Source organism: Actinoplanes oryzae, assembly GCF_030757795.1.
In the GTDB taxonomy this organism is placed as follows: Bacteria; Actinomycetota; Actinomycetes; order Mycobacteriales; family Micromonosporaceae; genus Actinoplanes.
Genome location: NZ_JAUQWH010000152.1, coordinates 1 through 21,791, shown reverse-complemented (window position 1 = coordinate 21,791; position 21,791 = coordinate 1). Strand labels below are relative to the sequence as shown.

17 protein-coding genes and 1 pseudogene are annotated in these 21,791 nt (G+C 72.9%); 8 read left to right on the top strand and 10 right to left on the bottom strand.

Annotated features, from left to right (window positions below; genetic code table 11):
- A pseudogene (locus tag RBH18_RS34460) lies at positions 1 to 366 on the top strand (hypothetical protein); the annotation flags it as partial.
- A gap of 12 nt (positions 367 to 378) precedes the next feature.
- Positions 379 to 1,593: a vWA domain-containing protein gene (locus RBH18_RS34455; protein WP_306214674.1), complete on the top strand. Its 1,215-nt coding sequence runs from the start codon at positions 379 to 381 to the stop codon at positions 1,591 to 1,593.
- On the opposite strand, the gene RBH18_RS34450 is transcribed toward RBH18_RS34455, so the two are convergent.
- A complete protein-coding gene (locus RBH18_RS34450; RefSeq protein WP_306214673.1) occupies positions 1,496 to 2,455 on the bottom strand; it encodes a LysR family transcriptional regulator in 960 nt (319 codons plus the stop codon). The genes RBH18_RS34455 and RBH18_RS34450 overlap by 98 nt on opposite strands.
- A gap of 254 nt (positions 2,456 to 2,709) precedes the next feature.
- Between RBH18_RS34450 and RBH18_RS34445 the strand changes: the two genes are divergently transcribed.
- A complete protein-coding gene (locus tag RBH18_RS34445; protein WP_306214672.1) occupies positions 2,710 to 4,458 on the top strand; it encodes a serine/threonine protein kinase in 1,749 nt (582 codons plus the stop codon).
- A gap of 271 nt (positions 4,459 to 4,729) precedes the next feature.
- On the opposite strand, the gene RBH18_RS34440 is transcribed toward RBH18_RS34445, so the two are convergent.
- Positions 4,730 to 7,282 (bottom strand): Tex family protein, encoded by a 2,553-nt coding sequence (locus RBH18_RS34440; RefSeq protein WP_306214671.1) that lies wholly within the window; start codon positions 7,280 to 7,282, stop codon positions 4,730 to 4,732.
- 128 nt (positions 7,283 to 7,410) lie between these two features.
- Positions 7,411 to 8,427 carry a helix-turn-helix transcriptional regulator gene (locus tag RBH18_RS34435; protein WP_306214676.1) on the bottom strand — a complete coding sequence of 339 codons (1,017 nt, stop codon included), beginning with the start codon at positions 8,425 to 8,427 and terminating at the stop codon, positions 7,411 to 7,413.
- 64 nt (positions 8,428 to 8,491) lie between these two features.
- Between RBH18_RS34435 and RBH18_RS34430 the strand changes: the two genes are divergently transcribed.
- Together RBH18_RS34430 and RBH18_RS34425 are read left to right on the top strand one after the other, a co-directional pair.
- The gene (locus tag RBH18_RS34430) at positions 8,492 to 9,214 is read left to right on the top strand and encodes a PP2C family protein-serine/threonine phosphatase (RefSeq protein WP_306214670.1); all 723 of its coding nucleotides are present in this window, start codon (positions 8,492 to 8,494) and stop codon (positions 9,212 to 9,214) included.
- Between the two features lie 70 nt (positions 9,215 to 9,284).
- Positions 9,285 to 9,824 (top strand): GNAT family N-acetyltransferase, encoded by a 540-nt coding sequence (locus tag RBH18_RS34425; protein WP_306214668.1) that lies wholly within the window; start codon positions 9,285 to 9,287, stop codon positions 9,822 to 9,824.
- 172 nt (positions 9,825 to 9,996) lie between these two features.
- On the opposite strand, the gene RBH18_RS34420 is transcribed toward RBH18_RS34425, so the two are convergent.
- A complete protein-coding gene (locus RBH18_RS34420; RefSeq protein WP_306214667.1) occupies positions 9,997 to 10,413 on the bottom strand; it encodes a VOC family protein in 417 nt (138 codons plus the stop codon).
- 147 nt (positions 10,414 to 10,560) lie between these two features.
- On the opposite strand from RBH18_RS34420, the gene RBH18_RS34415 reads away from it, so the two are divergent.
- Complete coding sequence (locus tag RBH18_RS34415; RefSeq protein WP_306214666.1) at positions 10,561 to 11,142, top strand: DUF4240 domain-containing protein; 582 nt, start codon at positions 10,561 to 10,563, stop codon at positions 11,140 to 11,142.
- On the opposite strand, the gene glgB is transcribed toward RBH18_RS34415, so the two are convergent.
- The 5 genes from glgB to RBH18_RS34390 form a co-directional block, all read right to left on the bottom strand.
- Positions 11,126 to 13,285 (bottom strand): 1,4-alpha-glucan branching protein GlgB, encoded by a 2,160-nt coding sequence (gene glgB, locus RBH18_RS34410; protein WP_306214665.1) that lies wholly within the window; start codon positions 13,283 to 13,285, stop codon positions 11,126 to 11,128. The two genes, RBH18_RS34415 and glgB, sit on opposite strands and share 17 nt — an antisense overlap.
- Before the next feature lie 21 nt (positions 13,286 to 13,306).
- Complete coding sequence (locus RBH18_RS34405; RefSeq protein WP_306214664.1) at positions 13,307 to 14,617, bottom strand: maltokinase N-terminal cap-like domain-containing protein; 1,311 nt, start codon at positions 14,615 to 14,617, stop codon at positions 13,307 to 13,309.
- On the bottom strand, positions 14,614 to 16,389 hold the full coding sequence (gene treS, locus RBH18_RS34400) for a maltose alpha-D-glucosyltransferase (protein ID WP_306214663.1): 1,776 nt from the start codon (positions 16,387 to 16,389) through the stop codon (positions 14,614 to 14,616). The genes RBH18_RS34405 and treS overlap by 4 nt, the downstream gene beginning before the upstream one ends.
- Positions 16,390 to 16,662: 273 nt before the next feature.
- The gene (locus tag RBH18_RS34395) at positions 16,663 to 18,630 is read right to left on the bottom strand and encodes an alpha-1,4-glucan--maltose-1-phosphate maltosyltransferase (RefSeq protein ID WP_306214662.1); all 1,968 of its coding nucleotides are present in this window, start codon (positions 18,628 to 18,630) and stop codon (positions 16,663 to 16,665) included.
- Between the two features lie 137 nt (positions 18,631 to 18,767).
- A complete protein-coding gene (locus tag RBH18_RS34390) occupies positions 18,768 to 19,583 on the bottom strand; it encodes a spermidine synthase (RefSeq protein WP_306214661.1) in 816 nt (271 codons plus the stop codon).
- A gap of 93 nt (positions 19,584 to 19,676) precedes the next feature.
- Here RBH18_RS34390 and RBH18_RS34385 point away from each other — a divergent pair, with 93 nt between their 5' ends.
- Positions 19,677 to 20,246, top strand: coding sequence for a hypothetical protein (locus tag RBH18_RS34385; protein ID WP_306214660.1), 570 nt, complete (start codon positions 19,677 to 19,679; stop codon positions 20,244 to 20,246).
- A gap of 44 nt (positions 20,247 to 20,290) precedes the next feature.
- A complete protein-coding gene (locus RBH18_RS34380; protein ID WP_306214659.1) occupies positions 20,291 to 21,610 on the top strand; it encodes a serine hydrolase domain-containing protein in 1,320 nt (439 codons plus the stop codon).
- A gap of 99 nt (positions 21,611 to 21,709) precedes the next feature.
- On the opposite strand, the gene RBH18_RS34375 is transcribed toward RBH18_RS34380, so the two are convergent.
- Positions 21,710 to 21,791, bottom strand: an 82-nt coding sequence (locus RBH18_RS34375) for a sigma factor-like helix-turn-helix DNA-binding protein (RefSeq protein WP_306214675.1), incomplete at its 5' end; no start/stop codon positions are given.

The window sequence follows — 21,791 nt, the reverse complement described above, 5'->3', positions numbered from 1 at the left end:
CTCGCCGACCCCACCCCCGCCGAGCCCGTCACTCCCACCGTCACACCGGTCAACGGGTCCCATCCCGCCGCGCCGGCCTCGACTGTCCCCGCGCCGATGCCCACACCGTCCGCACCTCCTTCCCCGGCGCCCGCCTCCGCCGCGCCGGCCTCCGCGCCGGCCTCTTCCGCGCCGGCCTCTTCCGCGCCGGCCTCTTCCGCGCCGGCCTCTTCCGCGCCGGCCTCTTCCGCGCCGGTGTCCTCGGCCGGGGACGACGCGCTGGATCTGCTGCAGTTCGCGGGCGGCTCGGTGGCCCGGCGCCTCGCCCCCCTGGCCGCCGGTCTCGTCGTCGCGGCGGCGGTCATCGTCTGGCTGGCCCGGCGCTGAGCGCGGCGCGTGATGCCGGGCGGGGTGGACCGGGCCGGCTTCGCGGTGGCGCTGGTGGAGCGGTTGCGGCGGGCCGGCGCCGGGAGCGGGATCACCGCGGCGGGCGATCTGGTGACGGCCCTCGGCGTGGCGTGGCCGGCGACGTGGGACGAGCTCTACTGGGTGTGCCGCGTCACCGTGGTGCGCCGGCGGGAGGATCTGGCGGCGTTCGACCGGTTGTTCGCGGGGCTGCGCGAGGAGGCGGCGCGGACGGCCGGCGCGGTCTCGGGCCAGGGCGCTTTTGTGCGGCTTCCGGCGGCTGACGGCGTACGGGATCAGGGGGGTCTGCCCTGGGCCACGCGGCCGGCGGTGGTCGCGGCAGCGGACCGGGCCGACGGCAAGCCCGCGGTGCCCCGGCTGCGGGCCAGTGCGGGGGAGGCGGCGGCGGACCGGCCGTTCGCGGAGTGGGCGCCGGGCGAGCTCGAGGCGCGGCTGCGCGAGGCCGTCTGGCCGTTGCGACGCTCGCGAAGGGTGACTTACGGCACGAGCGGGCGGGGCTTGGCGCTGCGGGAGACGTTGCGGCGGGCCCGGCGTACGGGCGGGGAGCCGGCCGAGCTCGTGCGGCAGCGACCGGCGCACCGGCCGCGCCGGGTCGTGCTGCTCTGCGACGTGAGCCGGTCCATGCAGGCGCAGGCGGAGGCCTACCTGGCGCTCGTGCGGGCGGTGGCGACGGTCGCCGAGGCGGAGGTGTTCGCCTTCGCGACCCGGTTGACGCGGCTCACCCCGGTGCTGCGCGACGCGGGGCCTGCTGTGGCGGTACGGCGGGCGAGCGCGCTGGTCACGGACAGGTTCGGCGGGACGCGGATCGCCGGGGCGGTGCGCGCGCTGCTCAGGTCGCACCACTCGGTGCGCGGGGCGGTGGTGGTGATCGGCTCCGACGGCTGGGACGGGGACCCGCCGCACGAGCTGGGACCGGCCCTGGCCCGGTTGCGGCGCCGGGCCCACCGGATCGTGTGGCTCAACCCACGCGCCGGAGCCCCGGGCTTCGAACCGCGCACCGGCGGGATGGCCGCCGCCCTGCCCTACTGCGATGCGCTGCTGCCCGCGGCGACCTACGCTGACCTGGTCGCCGCGGTGCCCGAGCTGGTGGTCAACTCCACAGTGTCACGTGCACGCTCGGCCGGAAGTGCCCGGCCGTCACGCCCGCGCCCCGCATCATCGCCTGGATCGCCCGCGGCGTCGCGGTGAAGCGGCTCAGCTCCGCGGCGGGCGAGCCGTCCGGCCCGGCCAGGAAGAGCGAGTGCCACACCGCGTCGGACGCCACTTGCGGACCGGTGACGTGCACGAGCTGCCCGTGCGCGACGTCCTGCGCGATGGTGAACGACAGCGCCGCCGCCACGCCCTTGCCCCGCTTGGCCTCCTCGAGCGCCGCGGCGTGGCTCTGGAAGATCTGCTGCCGCTCCTCCGGGATGCCCAGGCGGCGCAGCATGGCGGGAATCACACCGGTCTCGGCGGCCGCCGACGGGCCCAGCAGCCACGTCTGCTCGCGCAGCCGCTGCGCCCCGGCGGGCACCCCGGCCAGCGGATGCTGCGGCGCCACGGTCAGCACGACCCGGCAGTTCATCACCGGACGGCTGGTCAGGGCCGGATCCCGGCCGCCGGCGAGCGGGTGGGCACCCAGGGCGATGTCCACGGTACGCGACATCAGCAGCGACTCGAACTGCTCCGGCGCCCGCACGCTCAGCTCCACGTCGAGATCCGCCGCCCGTTTCGCGAACGCCTCGAGCAGCCCCGGGGCGGCATGCTCGGCGAACAGGCTCGACGCCGCCACGCGCAGCAACCGCCGGCCCCGGCTCGCGGCGCTGACCTCGAGCACCGTACGGTCCTGCAGCCCCAGCAGCTCCGTCGCGCGGCTCGCCAGGCGCAGGCCGCCCGGGGTGAAGGCGAGCCCCGACGCCGTCCGCGCGAATAGCCGGTCGCCCAGCTCCCGCCGCAACTGTCCGATGTGCAGCGACACGGCCGCCTCCGACACCCCGAGCTGGGCTGCGGCGCGCTTGACCGACCCCTGGCGCACGACCGTGGAGAACGCCCGGAGCTGCGCCGGTGTCATGAGCGCGTACCCATGCCGGGAATCTATCGCGCGAAGAGCATCGGCGGTCACCGATCAAGGGACCTTTTGCCGCACCGCGTCAGTGACGGTTGGGCGGCAACCGGCGGACGGGTCTTCGCGAGGGTGACAGCGCCCTATAGGGTGCCTTCCTGTCGGGGGTGTTCCATCGCGCGCGGTGCTGCCTGTCACCGGGCGCGGGCGGGCGAGTGAGGTCGGGCGGCGGGCACGCCGCCATGGGGGTGTGGGAGCGGCGCATGGCGGAGGAGCGGACGACCCCGCTGCGCCCGCACGACCCGCGGAGCCTGGGGCAGTACGAGCTCGTCGCGCGGCTCGGCGAGGGCGGCATGGGCACGGTCTATCTGGCCCGGTCGGCGGGCGGCACCCGGGTCGCGGTCAAGATGATCCGAGCCGACCTGGCCCACGACGACGAGTTCCGGCGCCGGTTCCGCAGCGAGGTCGAGCGCGTACGCCAGGTGCCGCCCTTCTGCACCGCCGAGGTCCTGGACGCCGACCCCGACCACGAGCACCCCTACCTCGTCGTGGAGTACGTCGACGGGCCCAGCCTCGCCGACGTGGTCGAGGAGCGCGGCCCCCTCACCAGCGCCAATCTGCACAGCGTCGCGATCGGCGTGGCCACGGCCCTCACCGCCATCCACGGCGCCGGGATCATCCACCGCGACCTCAAGCCGCGCAACGTGCTGCTCGCCCCGGGCAGCCCGAAGGTCATCGACTTCGGCATCGCCCGCGCCATGGAGGGCGCCACCGGGCACACGGCCACCGACCAGATGGTGGGCACGGTGGCGTACATGGCGCCCGAGCGCTTCGACGACAACCTCCTGCTCACCCCGGCGGCGGACGTCTTCGCGTGGGGCGGGGTCGTGGCGTTCGCGGGCACCGGGCGTACCCCCTTCAACGCGGGCTCCCCACCCGCCACCGCCGCCCGCATCCTCACCGGCAAGCCGGACCTGTCGGGTCTGGGCGGTCCGCTGCGCGACCTCGTCGCGCACGCGCTGGAGAAGAACCCGGCGCACCGGCCCACCGCCCGCGAACTGCTCGACCTGCTGGTCACCGGCCCCCAGGACTCCGGCTCCAGCCCCGCGGCAGTGGCCCTCGCCCACCAGCCCGGCCTGCGCGTCGCCGCCGCCGAGGCCCAGGCCGCCACCGAGCACCACACCGGCCGGCAGCTCACCGCCCTCGCCCCGGCGCGCGAGCTCGTCGGCTACAGCGAGGACTCGATCGTCACCCACCCCCTCCCGGACGGCCCGGCCCTGCCCCCGTCCCCCTTCGGCCGCGACCCGCATCCGCACCGCCCCTGGGTCCTGCCCCTCGCCGTCGCCCTGCTCGTCATGGCCCTCCTCGCCGTCGGCGGCGTCGTCCTCTCCCTCATGAGCGGCACCGACGCCACCGAGGGCGACCCGGGCAGCAGCTCCGTCGCCGAGCCCTTCCTCCGCGACGCCCTCGCCGGCCCCCGCCTCTGGCAGGAGTCGCAGGACAAGGAGGAGCAGGCCGGCTGCGCCTTCGACGACAACCTGGGCGCCCTGGTCGTCCGCCGCGAGACCAGCGGCGTCTACCGTTGCCGGGGCCCCGCCGACGCCGAACCCGACGACATCCAGGCCGACGTCGACATCCGCCTGCTCACGAAGAACAGCTGCGCCGCCGTCTGGATGCGCTTCGAGGACAACCGCGGCTACCAGGTACGTTTCTGCGAGCGCAACGTCTACGTCAGCACCCACAAGGGCCCGAAGGTCGACGTCATCCGCACCTTCCCGCTGGACGACGCCCCGATCACGATCGGCGCCCCGCCGACCAGCATCTCCGTCACCGCGGCCGGCTCGACCCTCGAAGTTCTCCGCGACGGCGTGCTGATCGGCTCGGTCGAGCTCACCGACCCGGACATCTCCAGCGGCCAGGTCGTGCTCGGCATCTTCACCGAGCGCTACGCCAAGAACAAGGGTCCGTACGAGGTCGCCTTCAGCGACATCGCCCTCTGGAACCTCGCCTGAGGACCCGCCTCTCCCAGGGCCGCGGTCGCTCCTCCGCTCCCGCATCGGCGGCACCGGTCGGCGCGCGTGTCTTCCCGCCACCTCGGCCTGGTCCCCGCCGCCGAGCTGTGCTGCCGTCGATGCCGGGCTCGTCCGTGCTCCCGGCCATCGGCCCGCAGCACCCGGCGTGAAACGGCAGAAGCCCGGCACACGCCTGGTGTGCCGGGCTTGCTCCGGCCGCGGCCGGCCTCGTCGCTCAATCAGTCGCGGGTGAGACCTGCGCGTCGCTCGGTCAGTCGCGGGTGAGACCCGCGCGGCGGAGGGCTTCGGCCATCTCGCTGTTGATCGGGGCTCCGCCGCCCTGGCCGCGACGCTGCTGGCCGCCGCCCTGGCGGGGCTGGCCCTGGCGCTGACCGTCGCGCCCGCCCTGGCCGCCGCGTCCGCCGCCGCCCTGACCGTCGCGCCCGCCGCCCTGGCCGCCGCGCCCGTCGCGTCCGCCGCCGCCCTGGCCGCGCGCGCCGCCCTGGCCGCTGCCGTCGCGTCCGCCGCCTTGACCGCCACGGCCGCCGTCGCGTCCGCCGCCGCCTTGACCACCACGGCCGCCGCCTTGGCCGCCGCCGCGCTGGGCTCCGGCTCCTGCTCCGGTGCGGTCGCCGCGGCCGCCGCCGCCCTGGCGGGGCTCGTCGGTCAGGCGCATGGTGAGGGAGATGCGCTTGCGGGCCTCGTCGACGTCGACCACGCGGACCTTGACCACGTCGCCGGACTTGACGACCTCGCGCGGGTCGCTGACGAAGCGGTCGGCCAGGGCGGACACGTGGACCAGGCCGTCCTGGTGGACGCCGATGTCGACGAACGCGCCGAAGGCGGCGACGTTGGTCACCACGCCCTCGAGGACCATGCCGGGCTGGAGGTCGGCGATCTTCTCGACGCCCTCGGCGAAGGTGGCGGTGGTGAAGGCCGGCCGCGGGTCGCGGCCGGGCTTCTCCAGCTCCTTGAGGATGTCGGTGACGGTGGGCAGGCCGACCGTGTCGGTGACGAACTGCTCGGGCCGGATCGCCTTGAGCAGCGGGCTGTTGCCCATCGCCGTCCTGAGGTCCGCGCCGGCCGAGGCGAGGATCGTGCGGACCACCGGGTAGGACTCGGGGTGCACGCTGGAGGCGTCGAGCGGGTCGTCGCCGTCCGGGATGCGCAGGAAGCCGGCGCACTGCTCGAAGGCCTTGGGGCCGAGGCGGGCGACCTTCTTGATCTCGGAGCGGTTCTTGAAGGGGCCGTTCTGGTCGCGGTGGAGCACGATGTTCTCCGCGAGGCCCGCGCCGATGCCGGAGACCCGGGTCAGCAGGGGAGCGGAGGCGGTGTTGACGTCGACACCGACCGCGTTCACACAGTCCTCGACCACGGCGTCCAGGGAGCGGGAGAGCTTCACCTCGGACAGGTCGTGCTGATACTGCCCCACGCCGATCGAGCGGGGATCGATCTTGACCAGCTCGGCGAGCGGGTCCTGCAGCCGGCGGGCGATGGACACGGCGCCGCGCAGGGAGACGTCCATGCCGGGCAGCTCCTGCGACGCGTAGGCCGACGCCGAGTAGACCGACGCGCCCGCCTCGGAGACCATCACCTTGGTGAGCTTGAGCTCGGGGTGCCGCTTGATGAGGTCGGCGGCCAGCTTGTCGGTCTCGCGGGACGCCGTGCCGTTGCCGATCGCGATCAGGTCGACATGGTGCTGCTGGGCCAGCTGGGCGAGGGTGTGGATCGAGGCGTCCCACTTGTTCTGCGGGACGTGCGGGTAGATCGTCGAGGTGGCCACGCACTTGCCGGTGGAGTCGACCACGGCCACCTTGACGCCCGTCCGGAAGCCGGGGTCGAGGCCCATCGTCGTGCGCGTGCCGGCGGGCGCGGCGAGGAGCAGGTCGCGCAGGTTGGCCGCGAAGACCCGGACCGCCTCGTCCTCCGCCGCCTGCCAGAGCCGGACCCGCAGGTCGGCGCCGAGGTGGATGAGGATGCGCGTGCGCCAGGCCCAGCGCACGGTGTCGGCGAGCCAGCGGTCGCCGGGGCGGCCCTGGTCGGCGATGCCGTTGCGGCCGGCGATGGCGGCCTCGAAGGACGGCGCGTCCGCCTCGTCGGCGGTGGGCTCCATCGTGAGATCGAGCACCTCCTCCTTCTCCCCGCGGAACATCGCGAGGATCCGGTGCGAGGGCAGCTTCGTGTACGGCTCGGCGAAGTCGAAGTAGTCCGAGAACTTCGCCCCGTCGGTCTCCTTGCCCTCGCGCACCTTGGCCACGAGCCGCCCCCGCGTCCACATGCGCTCGCGCAGCTCGCCGATCAGGTCGGCGTCCTCGGCGAACCGCTCGATCAGGATCGCGCGGGCCCCCTCGAGGGCGGCCGCGGCGTCGGCCACGCCCTTGTCACCGTCGACGAACGCCGCCGCCTCCGCCCGCGGGTCCTTGCCCGGGTCGGCGAGCAGCAGGTCGGCGAGGGGCGCGAGGCCGGCCTCGCGGGCGATCTGGGCGCGGGTGCGGCGCTTGGGCTTGAAGGGCAGGTAGATGTCCTCCAGCCGGGCCTTCGACTCCGCGGCCAGGATCTGGGCTTCCAGGGCGTCGTCGAGCTTGCCCTGGGAGCGGATCGACTCGAGCACGGCGGTGCGCCGCTCCTCGAGCTCGCGCAGATAGCCGAGCCGCTCCTCCAGGGCGCGCAGCTGCTGGTCGTCGAGGGTGCCGGTGACCTCCTTGCGGTACCGGGCGATGAAGGGCACGGTGGCGCCGCCGTCGAGGAGCTCGACGGCCGCGGTCACCTGACCCTCGCGGACCCCGAGCTCCTGGGCGATGCGCTGATGGATGGCTGTCGTCACGGCCACGATTGTGTACGAGGGGTCCGACACTTGTCGCGGCGCCCCGCGTATCGGGCGCGATGATCACCCTTCCCGGGCGATGGAAGCCGAGGTGGCCGGGGGTGCCGGGCGGCTTTCGGTGACGGCGCTCACGCCTTCAGGCTGTCGCGGTCGTCCTCGCCGGCGGCCGGGCGCTGCACCGGCACCGGGCCCGGTCGCGCGTGCCGCACGGCCCACAGAGCCACCTCGGTCCGCGACGACGCCCCGGTCTTGCGCAGCAGATTGGAGACGTGCACTGTCACCGTCCGTACGGAGATCCCGAGCACCCGCGCGATCTGCTTGTTCGGCATGCCCTCCGCCAGGCAGCCCAGCACCTCCCGCTCGCGCGCCGTCAGCTCGACGGCTCCGGGCAGCCGCAGATAGTCGGTGAGCGCCTGGGCGTCGCCCGCCTCGGCGAGCAGCTCCGTGAGGCGGTACGGGTTGCCACGCGTGTGCCGCCACGCCGCGTCGGCGAGGGCGGCGCTCGGGGCGCTCCGGGCGTACACATGGTCGAGGATCTCGCCGACGTCGCCGGCGGTCAGCGCGCCCAGATGGCGTCGCACGGACCAGGGCGCTCCGGCGAGCCGCTCGAGCGTGCGCACGGCGAGCGCCGGATTGACGGCCACGTCCGGTGGCCGCGACGTGACGACGAGCAGGGCCGGCAGCTCCGCACCGGCCAGCTCCGCGATCAGGTTCAGGCTCGCCGGATCAAGAGCATGAAGATCCTCCACCACCAGTACGCAAGGCAGCCCGCGCACCAGCGCCCGCACCGTGGTGACGGCGAGCCGCAGCAGCGCATCGGGCGTGTACCGCTCGCGAGGGACATCGGGATCCTGCGCGAGCCACGCGAGTGCCTGCGGCGGCACGGGCAGCTCCGGGCGCGGCGTGGTGGACGCCAGCACCGCGGCCAGCCAGTCGTAGGGTGCGGGGGAGTGCAGCCGCGCCGAGCCCCACAGCGTCAGCTCCGGCGTCGCGACCTGCACCGCCGCCGCGGCGAGCGTGCTCTTGCCGGTGCCGGGCAGGCCCGTGATCACCGCGGGCACGCACCGGCCGGAGCCCCGCACACGCTCCCACGCGTGCCGAAGCTCGTCGAGCGCGTCCGCGCGACCCACCATCGGTACCGGCATCACTCTCCAACCCTACGTACTACGTACTACAGACATGCCCGGCACCCTTTGGCACTCTGGTGTCATGAGCATGGTGCTACGTGCGGTCGCCGCCACGGACCAGGGTCTGGTCCGCTCGAACAACGAGGACTCGGTCTTCGTCGGCAGCCGGCTGCTGATCGTCGCCGACGGCATGGGCGGGCTGCCCGCGGGCGAGCTGGCCAGCGACATCCTGGTCAACGCCGTCTCCGTCGTCGACGCGCTGCCCGACACCGGCGAGCCCCTCCAGGATCTCATCGCGGCCCTGGGCACCGCCAACGAGCGCATCGAGGCCGCCGTCGCCGACGACGACGCCCGCGACGGCATGGGCACCACGGTCACGGCCCTGCTCCTGGCCGGCGACCGCGTGGCGGCGCTCAACGTGGGCGACTCGCGCTGCTATCTGGTACGCGACGGCAAGCTCCAGCAGATCACCAAGGACGACACCTACGTCCAGGCCCTCGTGGACCAGGGCGTCCTCACCCCGGCCGACGCCCGCCGCCACCCGCAGCGAGCCCTGGTGACCCAGGCGGTGCAGGGCGGCCCCTTCCGTCCGGCCGGACGCATGGTCCCGATCCAGCCCGGCGACCGCTTCCTGCTGTGCAGCGACGGGCTGAGCGACTACGTCGAGGACGCCGTGATAGAGGACACCCTGCGCTCGCACGAGCAGCGCGAGGAGTGCGCCGGTCACCTGATCGCCCGCACCCTCGAGGCGGGCGCCCCCGACAACGTCACCGTGATCGTGGCGGACGTGGTCGAGGAGGCCTAGGGTTTTCCCGGCCACCCGTCCGGGGCGCGCTGTGTCGCCCGGGCCGGGCGGGGCGGCATAGGCTCGGCACGTGGTGATCGAGACCGAGCGGCTGGTGCTGCGCCGCTTCCGCATCGAGGACGCCGTGGCGCTGGCCGCCTACCGCAACGATCCCGAGGTGGCGCGCTTCCAGTCGTGGAGCACGCCCTACTCGCTGGACAAGGCCCGCTATTCGGTGCAGACGATGGTCGCCGCCGATCCCACCATGCCCGGCTGGTTCCAGTGGGCGGTCGAGCTGGCCGAGTCCAGGACCCTCGTCGGCGACGTCGGCGTCAACCTGGCGGACAACCTCAAGCAGGCCGAGATCGGCTACACCCTGGCCACCGAGCACCAGGGCCGGGGCTACGCCACCGAGGCCGTCCGCGCCGTCCTCGACCACGAGTTCAAGGTGCTGGGCCTGCACCGGATGTCCGCGGAGTGCGACGCCCGCAACACCCGCTCGGCCCGCCTCCTCGAACGCCTCGGCTTCACCCGCGAGGGCCTGCGCCGCCGGCACACCTGGATCAAGAACGAGTGGACCGACGACCTGCTCTACGGCCTCCTCGCCGAGGAGTGGCTCCTTCCCCGATAGGAGCCGCCCCGCCTCCTCGTCCGCCGCGCCGGCCCCCCGCGTTGCCCGGTGCCGTCTCGCTGATGGCCGGCCGGTCCCGCAGGCCACCGCGCCGGCCCCCCGCGTTGCCCGGTGCCGTCTCGCCGATGGCCGGCCGGTCCCGCAGGCTGCCGCGTCGCCCCGCTGACGGGGCTCAGGCGGCGGCTCCCGCGATGTTGACCATCCACTCGACGCCGAACCGGTCCCTGAGCGTCCCGAACTCGTCGCCCCACATCTGCTTCTCCAGCGGCACGCTCACCGTCGCGCCCTCGGCCAGCGCATCCCAATAGCCCCGCAGCTGCTCGGCCTCGTCGCCGCTGAGGCTGATCGAGATGGCGCTGCCCGGCGTCACCGGCATGCCGGGCGGCGGGTCGGAGGCCATCAGCGTGAACCCGTTCTCCGCGACGAGCATGGCGTGCATGACCTTGTCGGCGAGCGCGGCGTCGGGCGCCCCGAACTCGCCGAACGTGCTGACGTCGAGCTTGCCGCCGAACACCGACTGGTAGAACTCCATGGCTTCCCGCGCGTTGCCGTCGGTGAAGGCGATGTACGGGTTGAGGCGAACGGTCATGACCAGCTCCTTCGGTGGTTGACGTCCTCGCACCATAAGCCCGTCGTCACCCGCTCGGCAGCGGTCCTGTGGACAACGCCCGAACGCGTGATCCGCGCCTGTGGACAACGCCCGCTCCGGCCCCGCCGGCGTGCCAAGGTGGCCGCCATGCGAATCGAGCACTTCTGGGCGCTGATCGACGAGAGCGCCCGTGCGACCCGGACCAAGGAGGCGCGGACGACATGGCTCGTGCAGGTGCTCGCCGGTCGGCCGGTGCAGGACATGACCGTTTTCCAGCGACGATTCGAGGAGCTGGTGATCGGCGCGGGCACGCGGCAGCTCCGGAGCGCCGCCTGGATCGTCGGTGCCGGGCTCCTCCTCGACGACGAGTTCGGGGAGTTCCGGGCCTGGCTCATCGGGCAGGGGCGGCAGGTCTACGAGCAGGTGGTGGCCGATCCGGATGCGCTGGCGAGCCTTCCTGCCGTGCGAGCACTCGCCGGCCGCCCCACCGCGGCATGGGCCGAGGAGGAGTGGCCCGAGTGGGAGGTGTTCCGCCGGTTGACGGAGGCAGTGCAGAGCCGGCTGGCCACGGACCCGGTGCGGGGGAGGTGGCGAGCCGGGGATCCGGTCGACGTGGCCCGGCGACTTCCGCGGCTGAGCGCGCTGTTCCGCGCTGCCGTGACAGCAGAAGGGGCGGGCCCCGGCTCCGGATGCCCGCCCCTGCCGTGGATCGTCAGCCCTCGTACTTGAGCCAGACCGCGCCCAGCGGAGGCACGCGCAGCGCCGCGGAGGCGTTGAGGCCGTGCCACGGGAGGCCCTCGGCGTGCACCTCGCCGAGGTTGCCGACGCCCGAGCCGCCGTAGAGCTCGGAGTCGGTGTTGACCACCTCACGCCAGACGCCCTCGCGGGGGAGACCGATGCGGTAGCCATCGTGCGGGACGGCGGCGAAGTTCACCACGCACGCGAAGGCGTCCCCGTTGGGGGCGAAGCGCAGGAAGGAGAAGGTGTTGTGCTGAGAGTCCTCCGAGGTGATCCAGCGGAAGCCCGCCGGGGTGGTGTCCTGGGTCCACAGCGCCGGCGTCTCCTTGTAGACCCGGTTGAGGTCGGTCACCAGCCGCTGGATGCCGCGGCCCGCCGTGTCCTCGGCGACCAGGTTCCAGTCGAGGCCCCGCTCCTCGCTCCACTCGCGCTCGTCGCCCATCTCGGCGCCCATGAAGAGCAGCTGCTTGCCGGTGAAGGCCCACATGAAGCCGAGCAGCGCCCGCGTGTTGGCCAGCTTCTGCCAGTGGTCGCCGGGCATCTTGCCGGTGAGCGAGCCCTTGCCGTGCACGACCTCGTCGTGGCTGATCGGCAGGATGTAGTTCTCGCTCCAGGAGTAGACCGTGGCGAAGGTCATCTGGTGGTGGTGCCACTGGCGATAGATGGGCTCCTTCTCCATGTAGGAGAGGGTGTCGTTCATCCAGCCCATGTTCCACTTGAAGCCGAAGCCCAGGCCGCCCAGGTGGGTGGGGCGGGTGACGCCCGGCCAGGCCGTCGACTCCTCGGCGATGGTGACCACGCCCGGGTTGTGCTTGTAGACCGTGGCGTTCATCTCCTGCAGGAAGCTGATCGCCTCGAGGTTCTCCCGGCCGCCGTACTGGTTGGGCGCCCACTCCCCGTCCTTGCGGGAGTAGTCCAGGTAGAGCATCGAGGCCACGGCGTCGACCCGCAGGCCGTCGGCGTGGAACTCCTCGCACCAGTAGAGCGCGTTGGCCACCAGGAAGTTGCGGACCTCCTTGCGGCCGAAGTCGAAGACGTAGGTGCCCCAGTCGGGCTGCTCGCCGCGGCGCCAGTCGCCGTGCTCGTAGAGCGGGGTGCCGTCGAAGCGGGCCAGGGCCCACTCGTCCTTGGGGAAGTGGGCCGGCACCCAGTCGAGGATCACGCCGATGCCCGCCTGGTGCAGCTTGTCGATCAGGTGCCGGAACTCGTCCGGTGTGCCGAAGCGCGACGTCGGGGCGTAGTAGCCGGTGACCTGGTAGCCCCACGAGCCGCCGAAGGGGTGCTCCATGACGGGCATCAGCTCGACGTGGGTGAAGCCGGTCTCGAGCACGTAGGCGACCAGCTGCTCGGCCAGCTCGGTGTAGGAGAGACCCGGGCGCCACGAGCCGAGGTGCACCTCGTAGGCGCTGATCGGCTCCTGGTGCCACGCGCGGCCGGCGCGCTCGGTCATCCAGTCGGCGTCCTGCCACTCGTAGGCCGACTCGTAGACGACCGACGCCGTGGCCGGCGGGACCTCGGTGTGCTGGGCGAGCGGGTCGGCCTTCTCGCGCCAGTGGCCGTCGCGGCCCAGGATCTTGAACTTGTACTTGGCGCCGGCCTCGGCACCCGGGACGTAGATCTCCCAGACGCCGGTGCTGCCGAGCGAGCGCATCGGCCAGCCGTCGTAGGGGCCCCAGCCGGTGAAGTCGCCGATGACCTGGACGCCGCGGGCCGCCGGGGCCCACACGGCGAAGGAGGTGCCGGTGCCGCGCGGGTGGGCGCCGAGGACGGTCCACAGCTTCTCGTGCCGACCCTCACCGATCAGGTGCAGGTCCAGCTCGCCGAGGGTCGGCAGGTGCCGGTAGGGGTCGTCGCACAGCGTCCCGTCGGTCTCGATCCGGTAGTCGAGGACCGTGCCGGGCAGCTCCACGGCGAAGACGCCGTCGGGGTGCACCTGGGTCATCTCGGTGCGCTCGTCGCCGACGACGACCGCCACGGTCTTGGCGCCCTTGCGCATCGTGCGGATCACGGTGTGGTCGCCCGACGGGTGGGCGCCCAGCACCGCGTGCGGGTCGTGGGTGTCGCCCGAGACCACGGCGCTCAGCTGACGCTGGTCCCCGGCCAGGGAGGGGGTGGACGCAGTCTGTCCGATCATCGGTGTTTTCCTCCGGGGGTGTCAGCCGACGAGCCGGGCGATGGAGCGCAGCGGGATGCGCAGCCAGCCGGGCCGGTGCCGGGCCTCGTACGCGGCCTCGTAGACCGCCTTGTCCAGCTCGTACGCCGCCAGCAGCGCGCCCTGCTCCCGCGGGTCCGCCCCGGCCGCCGCGGCGTAGCCGTCGCAGAAGGAGGTGCGGTTGCGCTCCACCCACTCGCGGGCCCGGGCGGCGAGGTGTTCGTCCTCGGCCTGGTCGACCAGCAGCTGATAGGCGGCGTACTCGTAGCTGCGCAGCACGCCGGCGACGTCGCGCAGCGGCGAGTCGGGGCGGCGCCGGTCCTCCAGCGGCTGGCCCGGCTCGCCCTCGAAGTCGATGAGCAGCCACGCCTCGGGGGTGCGCAGCACCTGGCCGAGGTGCAGGTCGCCGTGCACCCGCTGGACGGTGACGGGCTCGCCGCCGAGCTTGCGGAAGCGCTCCTCGATGACGGCGACGTGCTCGCGCAGCTCGGGGACGGCCTCGGCGGCCGACTCGAGCCGGGCGATCAGCGTCTCGGCGGGGAAGGGCGCCGGGCCGGTGCCCAGCTCCTCGGCGAGCGTCTTGTGGACCATGGCGACGGCCTCGCCGAGGCGGTAGGACTCGCCGGCGAAGTCGCCGCCCACCTCGTCGGCGGCGAACTCGGCGTCGGCGAAGAGGTCCCGCGCGCTGGCGGTGGCCATGGCCCAGCCCTCGGCGGAGTTCGCGGCGTAGGCCGTGACCATGCCGAGCGGGCACGGGCCCTCCGGGGTGCTCACCTCGAAGGCGCCGAGCAGCCGGGCGACGTGCGCGTTGCCGGCGCGGCCCAGCACCCGGTTGAGCTCGATGTCCGGGTTGATGCCGACGTCGACCCGGCGGAAGATCTTGAGGATCGCGTCCTGGTCGAAGATCACGCTGGTGTTGCTCTGCTCGGCGTCGAAGACCCGCGGCGCGGCCTCCAGCGGCAGCACGACGTCCGGCTCCTTGGCGAAGGAGACCTCGCCGGCGGTCGCGGAGGAGTCGATGAGTCCGAGCAGGAAGTTGACGGCCTCCGGGTCGTACATCGCGTCGTACCCGGTGCGGTCGCCGTCGGTGCCGATGGTGGCGACGGCGCTGTACTCGGAGATCGGCCCGTCGTTCCACGCGACGAGCACCTGGTAACGCTCGGTGTGGCCGTCGGTGTAGGCGGCGTCCACGAGCATCAGGTCCAGGTCCTCCCGCAACGGGGTGACCGAGGAGGGCGCGGCGGAGGCCAGGGTCCGGCTGCGGCCCGCGTACCAGCGTTGCTGGGGGAGCCATTCGTCGAAGGGCAGCGTCATTGCTTCTCCTCGGACCCGCAGAGCTGGAACCAGTAGAACCCATGTCCAGGCATGGTCAGCAGGTAGGGCAGCTGCCCGATGCGCGGGAAGTTCACGTGCCCGGTCAGCTCGACCGGCGTGTACCCGTTCCAGTGCTGCAGGTTGAGCTCGATGGGCTGGGGAAAGCGCGAGAGGTTGTTGACGCAGAGCACCACGTCGTCCTCGGTCTCGCGCAGGAAGGCGAGGATCGACGGGTTGGAGCCGCCGAGCTCGCGGAACTCGCCCACGGCGAACGCGTCGTGGCGCCGCCGCACGGCCAGCATCGTGCGGGTCCAGTTGAGCAGCGACGTCGAGCTGTCCCGCTGGGCCTCGACGTTCACCGACTGGAAGCCGTAGATCGGGTCCTGGTTGGCCGGCAGGTAGAGCCGGCCCGGGTTGGCCGTCGAGAAGCCGGCGTTGCGGTCCGGGGTCCACTGCATCGGCGTGCGGACGCCGTCGCGGTCGCCCAGCCAGATGTTGTCACCCATGCCGATCTCGTCGCCGTAGTAGAGCACCGGCGAGCCGGGCAGCGACAGGAGCAGGGCGGTGAACAGCTCGATCTGGTTGCGGTCGTTCTCCAGCAGCGGGGCGAGCCGCCGGCGGATGCCGACGTTCGCCTTCATGCGGGGGTCCTTGGCGTACTCGGAGTACATGTAGTCGCGCTCTTCGTCCGTGACCATCTCGAGCGTCAGCTCGTCGTGGTTGCGCAGGAAGATGCCCCACTGGGCCATGTCCGGGATCGGCGGCGTCTGGGCCAGGATCTCGGAGATGGGGAAGCGCGACTCGCGCCGGACCGCCATGAAGATGCGCGGCATCAGCGGGAAGTGGAAGGCCATGTGGCACTCGTCGCCGCCGGTCTCCGCCTCGCCGAAGTATTCGACCACGTCGGCCGGCCACTGGTTGGCCTCGGCGAGCAGCACCCGGCCCGGGAACTCGTCGTCGATGACCTTGCGGCAGTGCTTGAGGAAGGCGTGCGTCTCCGGCAGGTTCTCGCAGTTGGTGCCCTCGCGCTCGAAGAGGTAGGGGACCGCGTCCAACCGGAAGCCGTCGATGCCCAGGTCCAGCCAGAAGCGCAGGACGTCGAGCATCGCCTCCTGCACCGCCGGGTTGTCGTAGTTCAGGTCCGGCTGGTGGCTGAAGAAGCGGTGCCAGTAGAACTGCCGGCGCACGGGGTCGAACGTCCAGTTCGACTCCTCGGTGTCGACGAAGATGATCCGCGCGTCGGAGTACTTGTCGCTGGTGTCGCTCCACACGTAGAAATCGCCGTACGGCCCCTCGGGGTCGCGGCGCGACTCCTGGAACCACGCGTGCGAGTCCGACGTGTGGTTCATGACCAGGTCGGTGATGACCCGGATGCCCCGCTTGTGCGCGGCGTCGAGCAGGGCCACGAAGTCCTCGACCGTGCCGAACTCGGGCAGCACCTTGTAGAAGTCGCGGATGTCGTAGCCGCCGTCGCGCAGCGGCGAGTCGTAGAACGGCGGCAGCCAGAGGCAGTCGACGCCCAGCCACTGCAGGTAGTCGAGCCGCTCGATCAGGCCACGCAGGTCGCCGGACCCGTCGGAGCTCGAGTCGTAGAAGGCCCGGACCAGCACCTCGTAGAAGACGGCGCGCTTGAACCACGTCCGGTCCGCGGGCAGCACCCGGGCATGCTCGAAGTCGTCGGCGGTGGGGTGCTCGACCACACCGTCCTCGATGTGGCTGCCCTCCGCGGGATCGTACTCGACCGATTCGTCGAGGTCGCTCGTCAGGTCCATCAGACGTTCACCTACCCCACCCCGCAGGAACTGAATCGCACACGCCGCCACCACGACGTGTCTTGCCGCCGGGCCGGCGGCAGATGCCACCCCGGCAACCCCCGGGACCACCGGCCCGGGAACCCGGAGAGTCCCCGCCGTCGGCTCGGCGAACCCGGGGACCACAAAGATCCCCACGGCCGCCGGAGCGGCCGGGAAGCACTTCACACCCCGGGGGACAGGCGCCGGGAGACCGCCCGGATCGGCGACGACCCGGGCGGGCGTGCCCGGACGTCAGCGTCGCGGGCTGACGACGAACACGTGCGCCGGCTCGACGTACGGGTCGATGCGCACGGCGTTGTGCTGCCCCCACTCGTAGCTCGCCCCGGTGATCTGGTCGACCACGTCGAAGCGCTCGTGCCAGTCCATCCCCAGCGCCGGCATGTCGAGCGTGGTGTTGCCCCACTGCACGTTCTGCGCGTCGAAGGTGCAGATCACCAGGACGGTGTTGCCCGTCTCCGGATCCCGCTTGGACCAGCACAGCAGCTCGCCGTTGTCGATGCCGTGGAACTCGATGTTGCGCAGCCAGTGCAGCGCCGGGTTCTCCCGCCGGATCTGGTTCAGGCGGGTGATGTAGGGCGCCAGCGTCCGCCCGGCGCGCTCGGCGGCGGCCCAGTCCCGCGGCTTGAGCTCGAACTTCTCGTTGTCGATGTACTCCTCGGCACCCGGCCGCGGCACGTGCTCGAAGAGCTCGTACCCCGAGTACATGCCCCACGACGGCGAGAGCATGCTCGCCAGCAGCGCCCGGATCTTGAACATCGACGGGCCGCCGGTCTGCAGCGTCTCGTGCAGGATGTCCGGCGTGTTGGGCCAGAAGTTGGGGCGCATCCAGTCGATCGAGGCCTTCAGCTGGCCCATGTACTCACGCATCTCCCAGGCCGTGGTGCGCCAGGTGAAGTACGTGTAGGACTGGGTGAAGCCGATCTTGCCGAGCCCGTTCATCATCGCGGGGCGGGTGAACGCCTCGGCCAGGAACAGCACGTCGGGGTCGACGGCCTTGACCTTGGCGATGCACCACTGCCAGAAGTTGAGCGCCTTGGTGTGCGGGTTGTCGACGCGGAAGATCTTGACGCCCTGCTCGACCCAGTGCAGGACCACGCGCAGGACTTCCTCGCGCAGGCCCTTCGGGTCGTTGTCCCAGTTCAGCGGGTAGATGTCCTGGTACTTCTTGGGCGGGTTCTCGGCGTAGGCGATGGTGCCGTCGGCGCGGGTGGTGAACCACTCGGGGTGCTCCTTGACCCACGGGTGGTCCGGCGCGGCCTGCAGGGCGAGGTCCATCGCGATCTCGAGGCCGTGCTCGTTCGCCGTCCGGATGAAGGCCCGGAAGTCGTCGAGCGTGCCCAGCTGCGGGTGGATCGCGTCGTGGCCGCCCTCGTCGGAGCCGATGGCCCAGGGCGAGCCGACGTCCTCGGGACGGGCGACGAGGGTGTTGTTGCGGCCCTTGCGGTTGATCTTGCCGATCGGGTGGATCGGCGGCAGGTAGAGCACGTCGAAGCCCATCGCCGCGACGGCCGGGATGCGCCCGGCGGCGGTGGCGAAGGTGCCGTGCTTGATCGGGGTCGCCTCGGGGCCGATCTCGGCGCCCTCGGAGCGCGGGAAGAACTCGTACCACGAGGAGAAGAGCGCGCGCTTGCGGTCGACCCAGATCGAGTAGGACCGGGTGGTGGTGACCTGCTGGCGCACCGGGTTCTGCCAGAGGAGGTCCTCGAGGTCGAGCGCGGCGGAGACCCGGCTGAACAGCGAGCGGCTCTCGTCGCGCAGGGCGGCGGCCGCGGTGCGGACGCGCTCCTCGTCGGCGTGCGGCACGATCTTGGCCGCGAGGTCCAGGATCTCGGCGCCCTCGGCGAGGTCGTTGGCGAGGTCCTCCAGGCCCTGGCCGGCGCCGATCTTCTTGGTGACGGCGTTGTGCCACGTGCGGTAGGGGTCGTCGAACGCCTCGACGGTGAAGGTCCAGCGGCCGACGCGGTCGGGCTTGATCACCGCGTGCCACTGGTCGAGGCCGGGCTCGCCGGGCTCGAGGCGGGTGAAGGGCTCCGCCTCGCCGGTCGGGCCCTGCCATACCACGTTCACGCCGAGGGCGTGGTGGCCTTCCCGATAGGACACCGCCGAGATCGGCACGAGTTCGCCGACCACCGCCTTCGCGGGGTAGCGGCCGCAGGACACGGACGGTGTCACGTCTTCGATGGGAAAGCGACCGGTCATGATCCTCACCGTAGTCAGAGGAGCGGGGGCAGGCTCGGCGACGGGCAAAAAGCAGCAGCCATCGTCGCTAGTTTCTCCGCAATGGAGGAACCGCAAACGGCCGCGCACCCGGTGCCTGACAACCTACCGGAGACGTGTTACGAGATTCCGTCGAGGCGCGCCTTGGCGCCACCCAGAAATGCACTCAATTCCGGGCCGTGCCATACCCGCGCGGGCTCCGGATCACGCATCACCGCCGCAGCGAGCCGCGAAACGGGCAAATCGCCCGGACGGGCGGTGGCGGCGAGCACCACGTTGCCCGCCTTGCGGCCCCGCAGAATTCCCGGCGGGGCCACCAGCGCGACATCGCCGAAGGCCGCGCGCAGGGTCGCCGCCTGGATCCGGGAGTACGACAGCGGCGGCACGTCGGTCAGGTTCATGATCAGGACCCCGCCGGGGCGCAGCACCCGCGCCGCCGACCGCGCGAACGCCGTGGCGGCCACGCTCGCCGGCATCGCCGCGCCCTGGAAGACGTCCGCCACGATCACGTCGGCGCCGGCGCCGGGAGCCGCGTCGACGAACGAGCGCGCGTCGGCGACCTCCGTCCGGATCTCCGCCGGCCACGGCAGGTGCTTGGCCACCACCGCCAGCAGCAGCGGGTCCAGCTCCACCACGGTCTGCGCCGAGCCCGGCCGCTCCGCCGCGATCCACCGCGGCAGCGTCAGCCCGCCCCCACCCAGGTGCAGGACCTCCAGGGGTACGCCTGGCGGCGCGCACAGGCGCACCACGGCAGCGCACCGCCGCACGTACTCGAACGCCAGGAAGGAGGGATCGTCCAGGTCGACGAAGCTCTGGGGCACGCCGTCCACCGCCACGGTCCAGCCCCGGGGCCGCGCCGGGTCGGGCTCGAGCGTCGCGGTGCCCGAGGCCACCCGCGCGAAGACAGTTGCCCGTGGGTTGCCGCGTGTTGCCATCCGGGGCAGGCTACTCAAGCACCCCCGGCCGCCGCCGAGTGGTAGCGCGACGCACCCCGACAGGGGCGTGCGCCGAGCTCAACGGGGGAACACATGGCCGGTCCGTCCACCGCGCTGTCGCCGGTCATCGCCGCCAGCACGCACTGGCTCGTCCGCGCCTACCCGGCGACGGGCACCGACCAGGCCGCCGGCACCCTCAACGAGCTCCAGGCGCGCCAGGCCGTCACCGTGGCCGCGTGGCTGCGCTACCCGACGCCCGTCGACGCCGAGCTGGTCGCCATGGCCGGCCCGGGCGGCTCGGCGACCCTCGACTGGCGCATGGGCAGCGAGCCCGACGACGAGATGGCCGAGGACGAGGGCTGGCGCACCTGGGTCGACGAGGTCGTCGTCAGCTGGGCGGCCTGCCTGCTCGCCGACCCGCTGCTGGCTGCCCGGGCCGTGGACGCCGTCGCCGCCGCCGTCCCGATCGTGCCGGACGACAACTCCCCGCGCCCCCGGCGCCGGGCCACCGATCTGCCGGCCGAGTTCCGCCGGCTGACCGCCCCGGACCCCCGCGAGGGCGCCGCCGCGATGCTCCTGCGCCACCCCGACCTGCTCGAGTCGGTCGCCGAGCTGCACCGCGACGACCTGCTCTACCTGCTCCCGGGCGCCGTCGCCGCCTGACCACGACGACCCGGGCCGGCGACGGCCGCGGGTACGCTCCCGGCATGACGCTGCTCCCCGCGCTGCAGGACTGGATCGACACGGCGGCCGAGCGGCACGGGGTGCCCGGCGCGGCGGTCGCCGTCGGGGCCGCCGGCGAGCTCGCCGAGGCGGCCACCGGAGTGGTCAACCGCGCCACCGGCGTCGCGGCCACCCCGGACAGCGTCTTCCAGATCGGCTCGGTCACCAAGGTGTGGACCGCGGCGCTGGTCCTGCAGCTGGCCGGCGAGGGCCGGATCGACCTGGACGCCCCGGTGCGCCGCTACCTGCCCGAGTTCGGCGTGGCGGACCCGGCCGCGAGCGCGGCGGTGACCGTCCGGCACCTGCTCACGCACACCGGCGGCTTCGACGGTGACCTGTTCGAGGACTTCGGCCGGGGCGACGACGCGGTCGGCCGGCTGCTCGGGTTCATGCGCACGGACGCCCGGCAGGTGTCGCCGCCGGGGGCCATGTTCTCGTACTGCAACTCCGGCTACGTGGTGCTCGGCGCCCTGGTCGCGAGGCTGCGCGGCGGCACGTGGGAGTCGGCCCTGCGCGAGCACTTGATCGAACCGCTCGGGGTGCAGCACATGGCGCTGTTCGCCGAGGAGGCCATCCTGTTCCGGGCCGCGGCCGGGCATCGCGACGGCGCCCTGCTGCCCCGCTGGCAGCTGCCACGGTCCAACGGGCCGGCCGGCTCGACTCCCGCCGCGGCGATGCGTGAGCTGGTCCGCTTCGGCCGGATGCTGCTGGCCGACGGCGCCGGGACGCTTCCGGCGGGCACGTTCGCGGCGATGGGCGAGCAGCAGGTCGGGCTGCCGGGCATGGGGGCCCGGGCGCCGTACGGCTGGGGCCTCGGCCTGATGCTCTTCGACTGGGACGGCGTGCCGGTGGTGGGGCACGACGGCAGCACCCTGGGCCAGCGCACGTGCTGGCGGGTGGTGCCCGGGCGGGACGTGGTGGTCGCGGTCGCGGCGAACGGGGGCGACGCGCCGGCCTTCCTCGACGACGTGGTGGACGCGGTGCTGGCGGCGACGGCGGGGATCCGGGTGCCGGCGCGCCCGGTGCCCCCGGCCCGGCCCGGTCCGGCGGCGCCTGCCGGCGGGCGTTACTCGTCGCCCACCGGCACCTACGACGTGCGGCCGGTGGCGGGCGGGCTGGAGGTCACCTTCGAGCCGCCGCCGGGCTTCGCCGAGCTCGGGGAGGAGCCGGCGACGATGCTCTACGTGCCGCTGGACGGCGACCTCTTCGTCGGGGTGTCCCGGGACGAGGGCGTGCACCCGTTGCTCAGGTTCCTCGCGGACGGGCGGTATCTGTACACCATGCGAGTCCTGCCACGGGCGTGACGGTGACCACCCGGGACAGCCCGGCGGCGGCGCTCCGGGGCGGGACCGGGCAGCGGGCCGGGCGGCCGCCACGGTCACGGTGGCGGGCACGCGTATTCATCAGAAGCTGAGCTGACCGCGCAGCTTGAGCAGGGCCCTGGTGAGCAGGCGGCTGACGTGCATCTGGCTGATGCCGATCCGA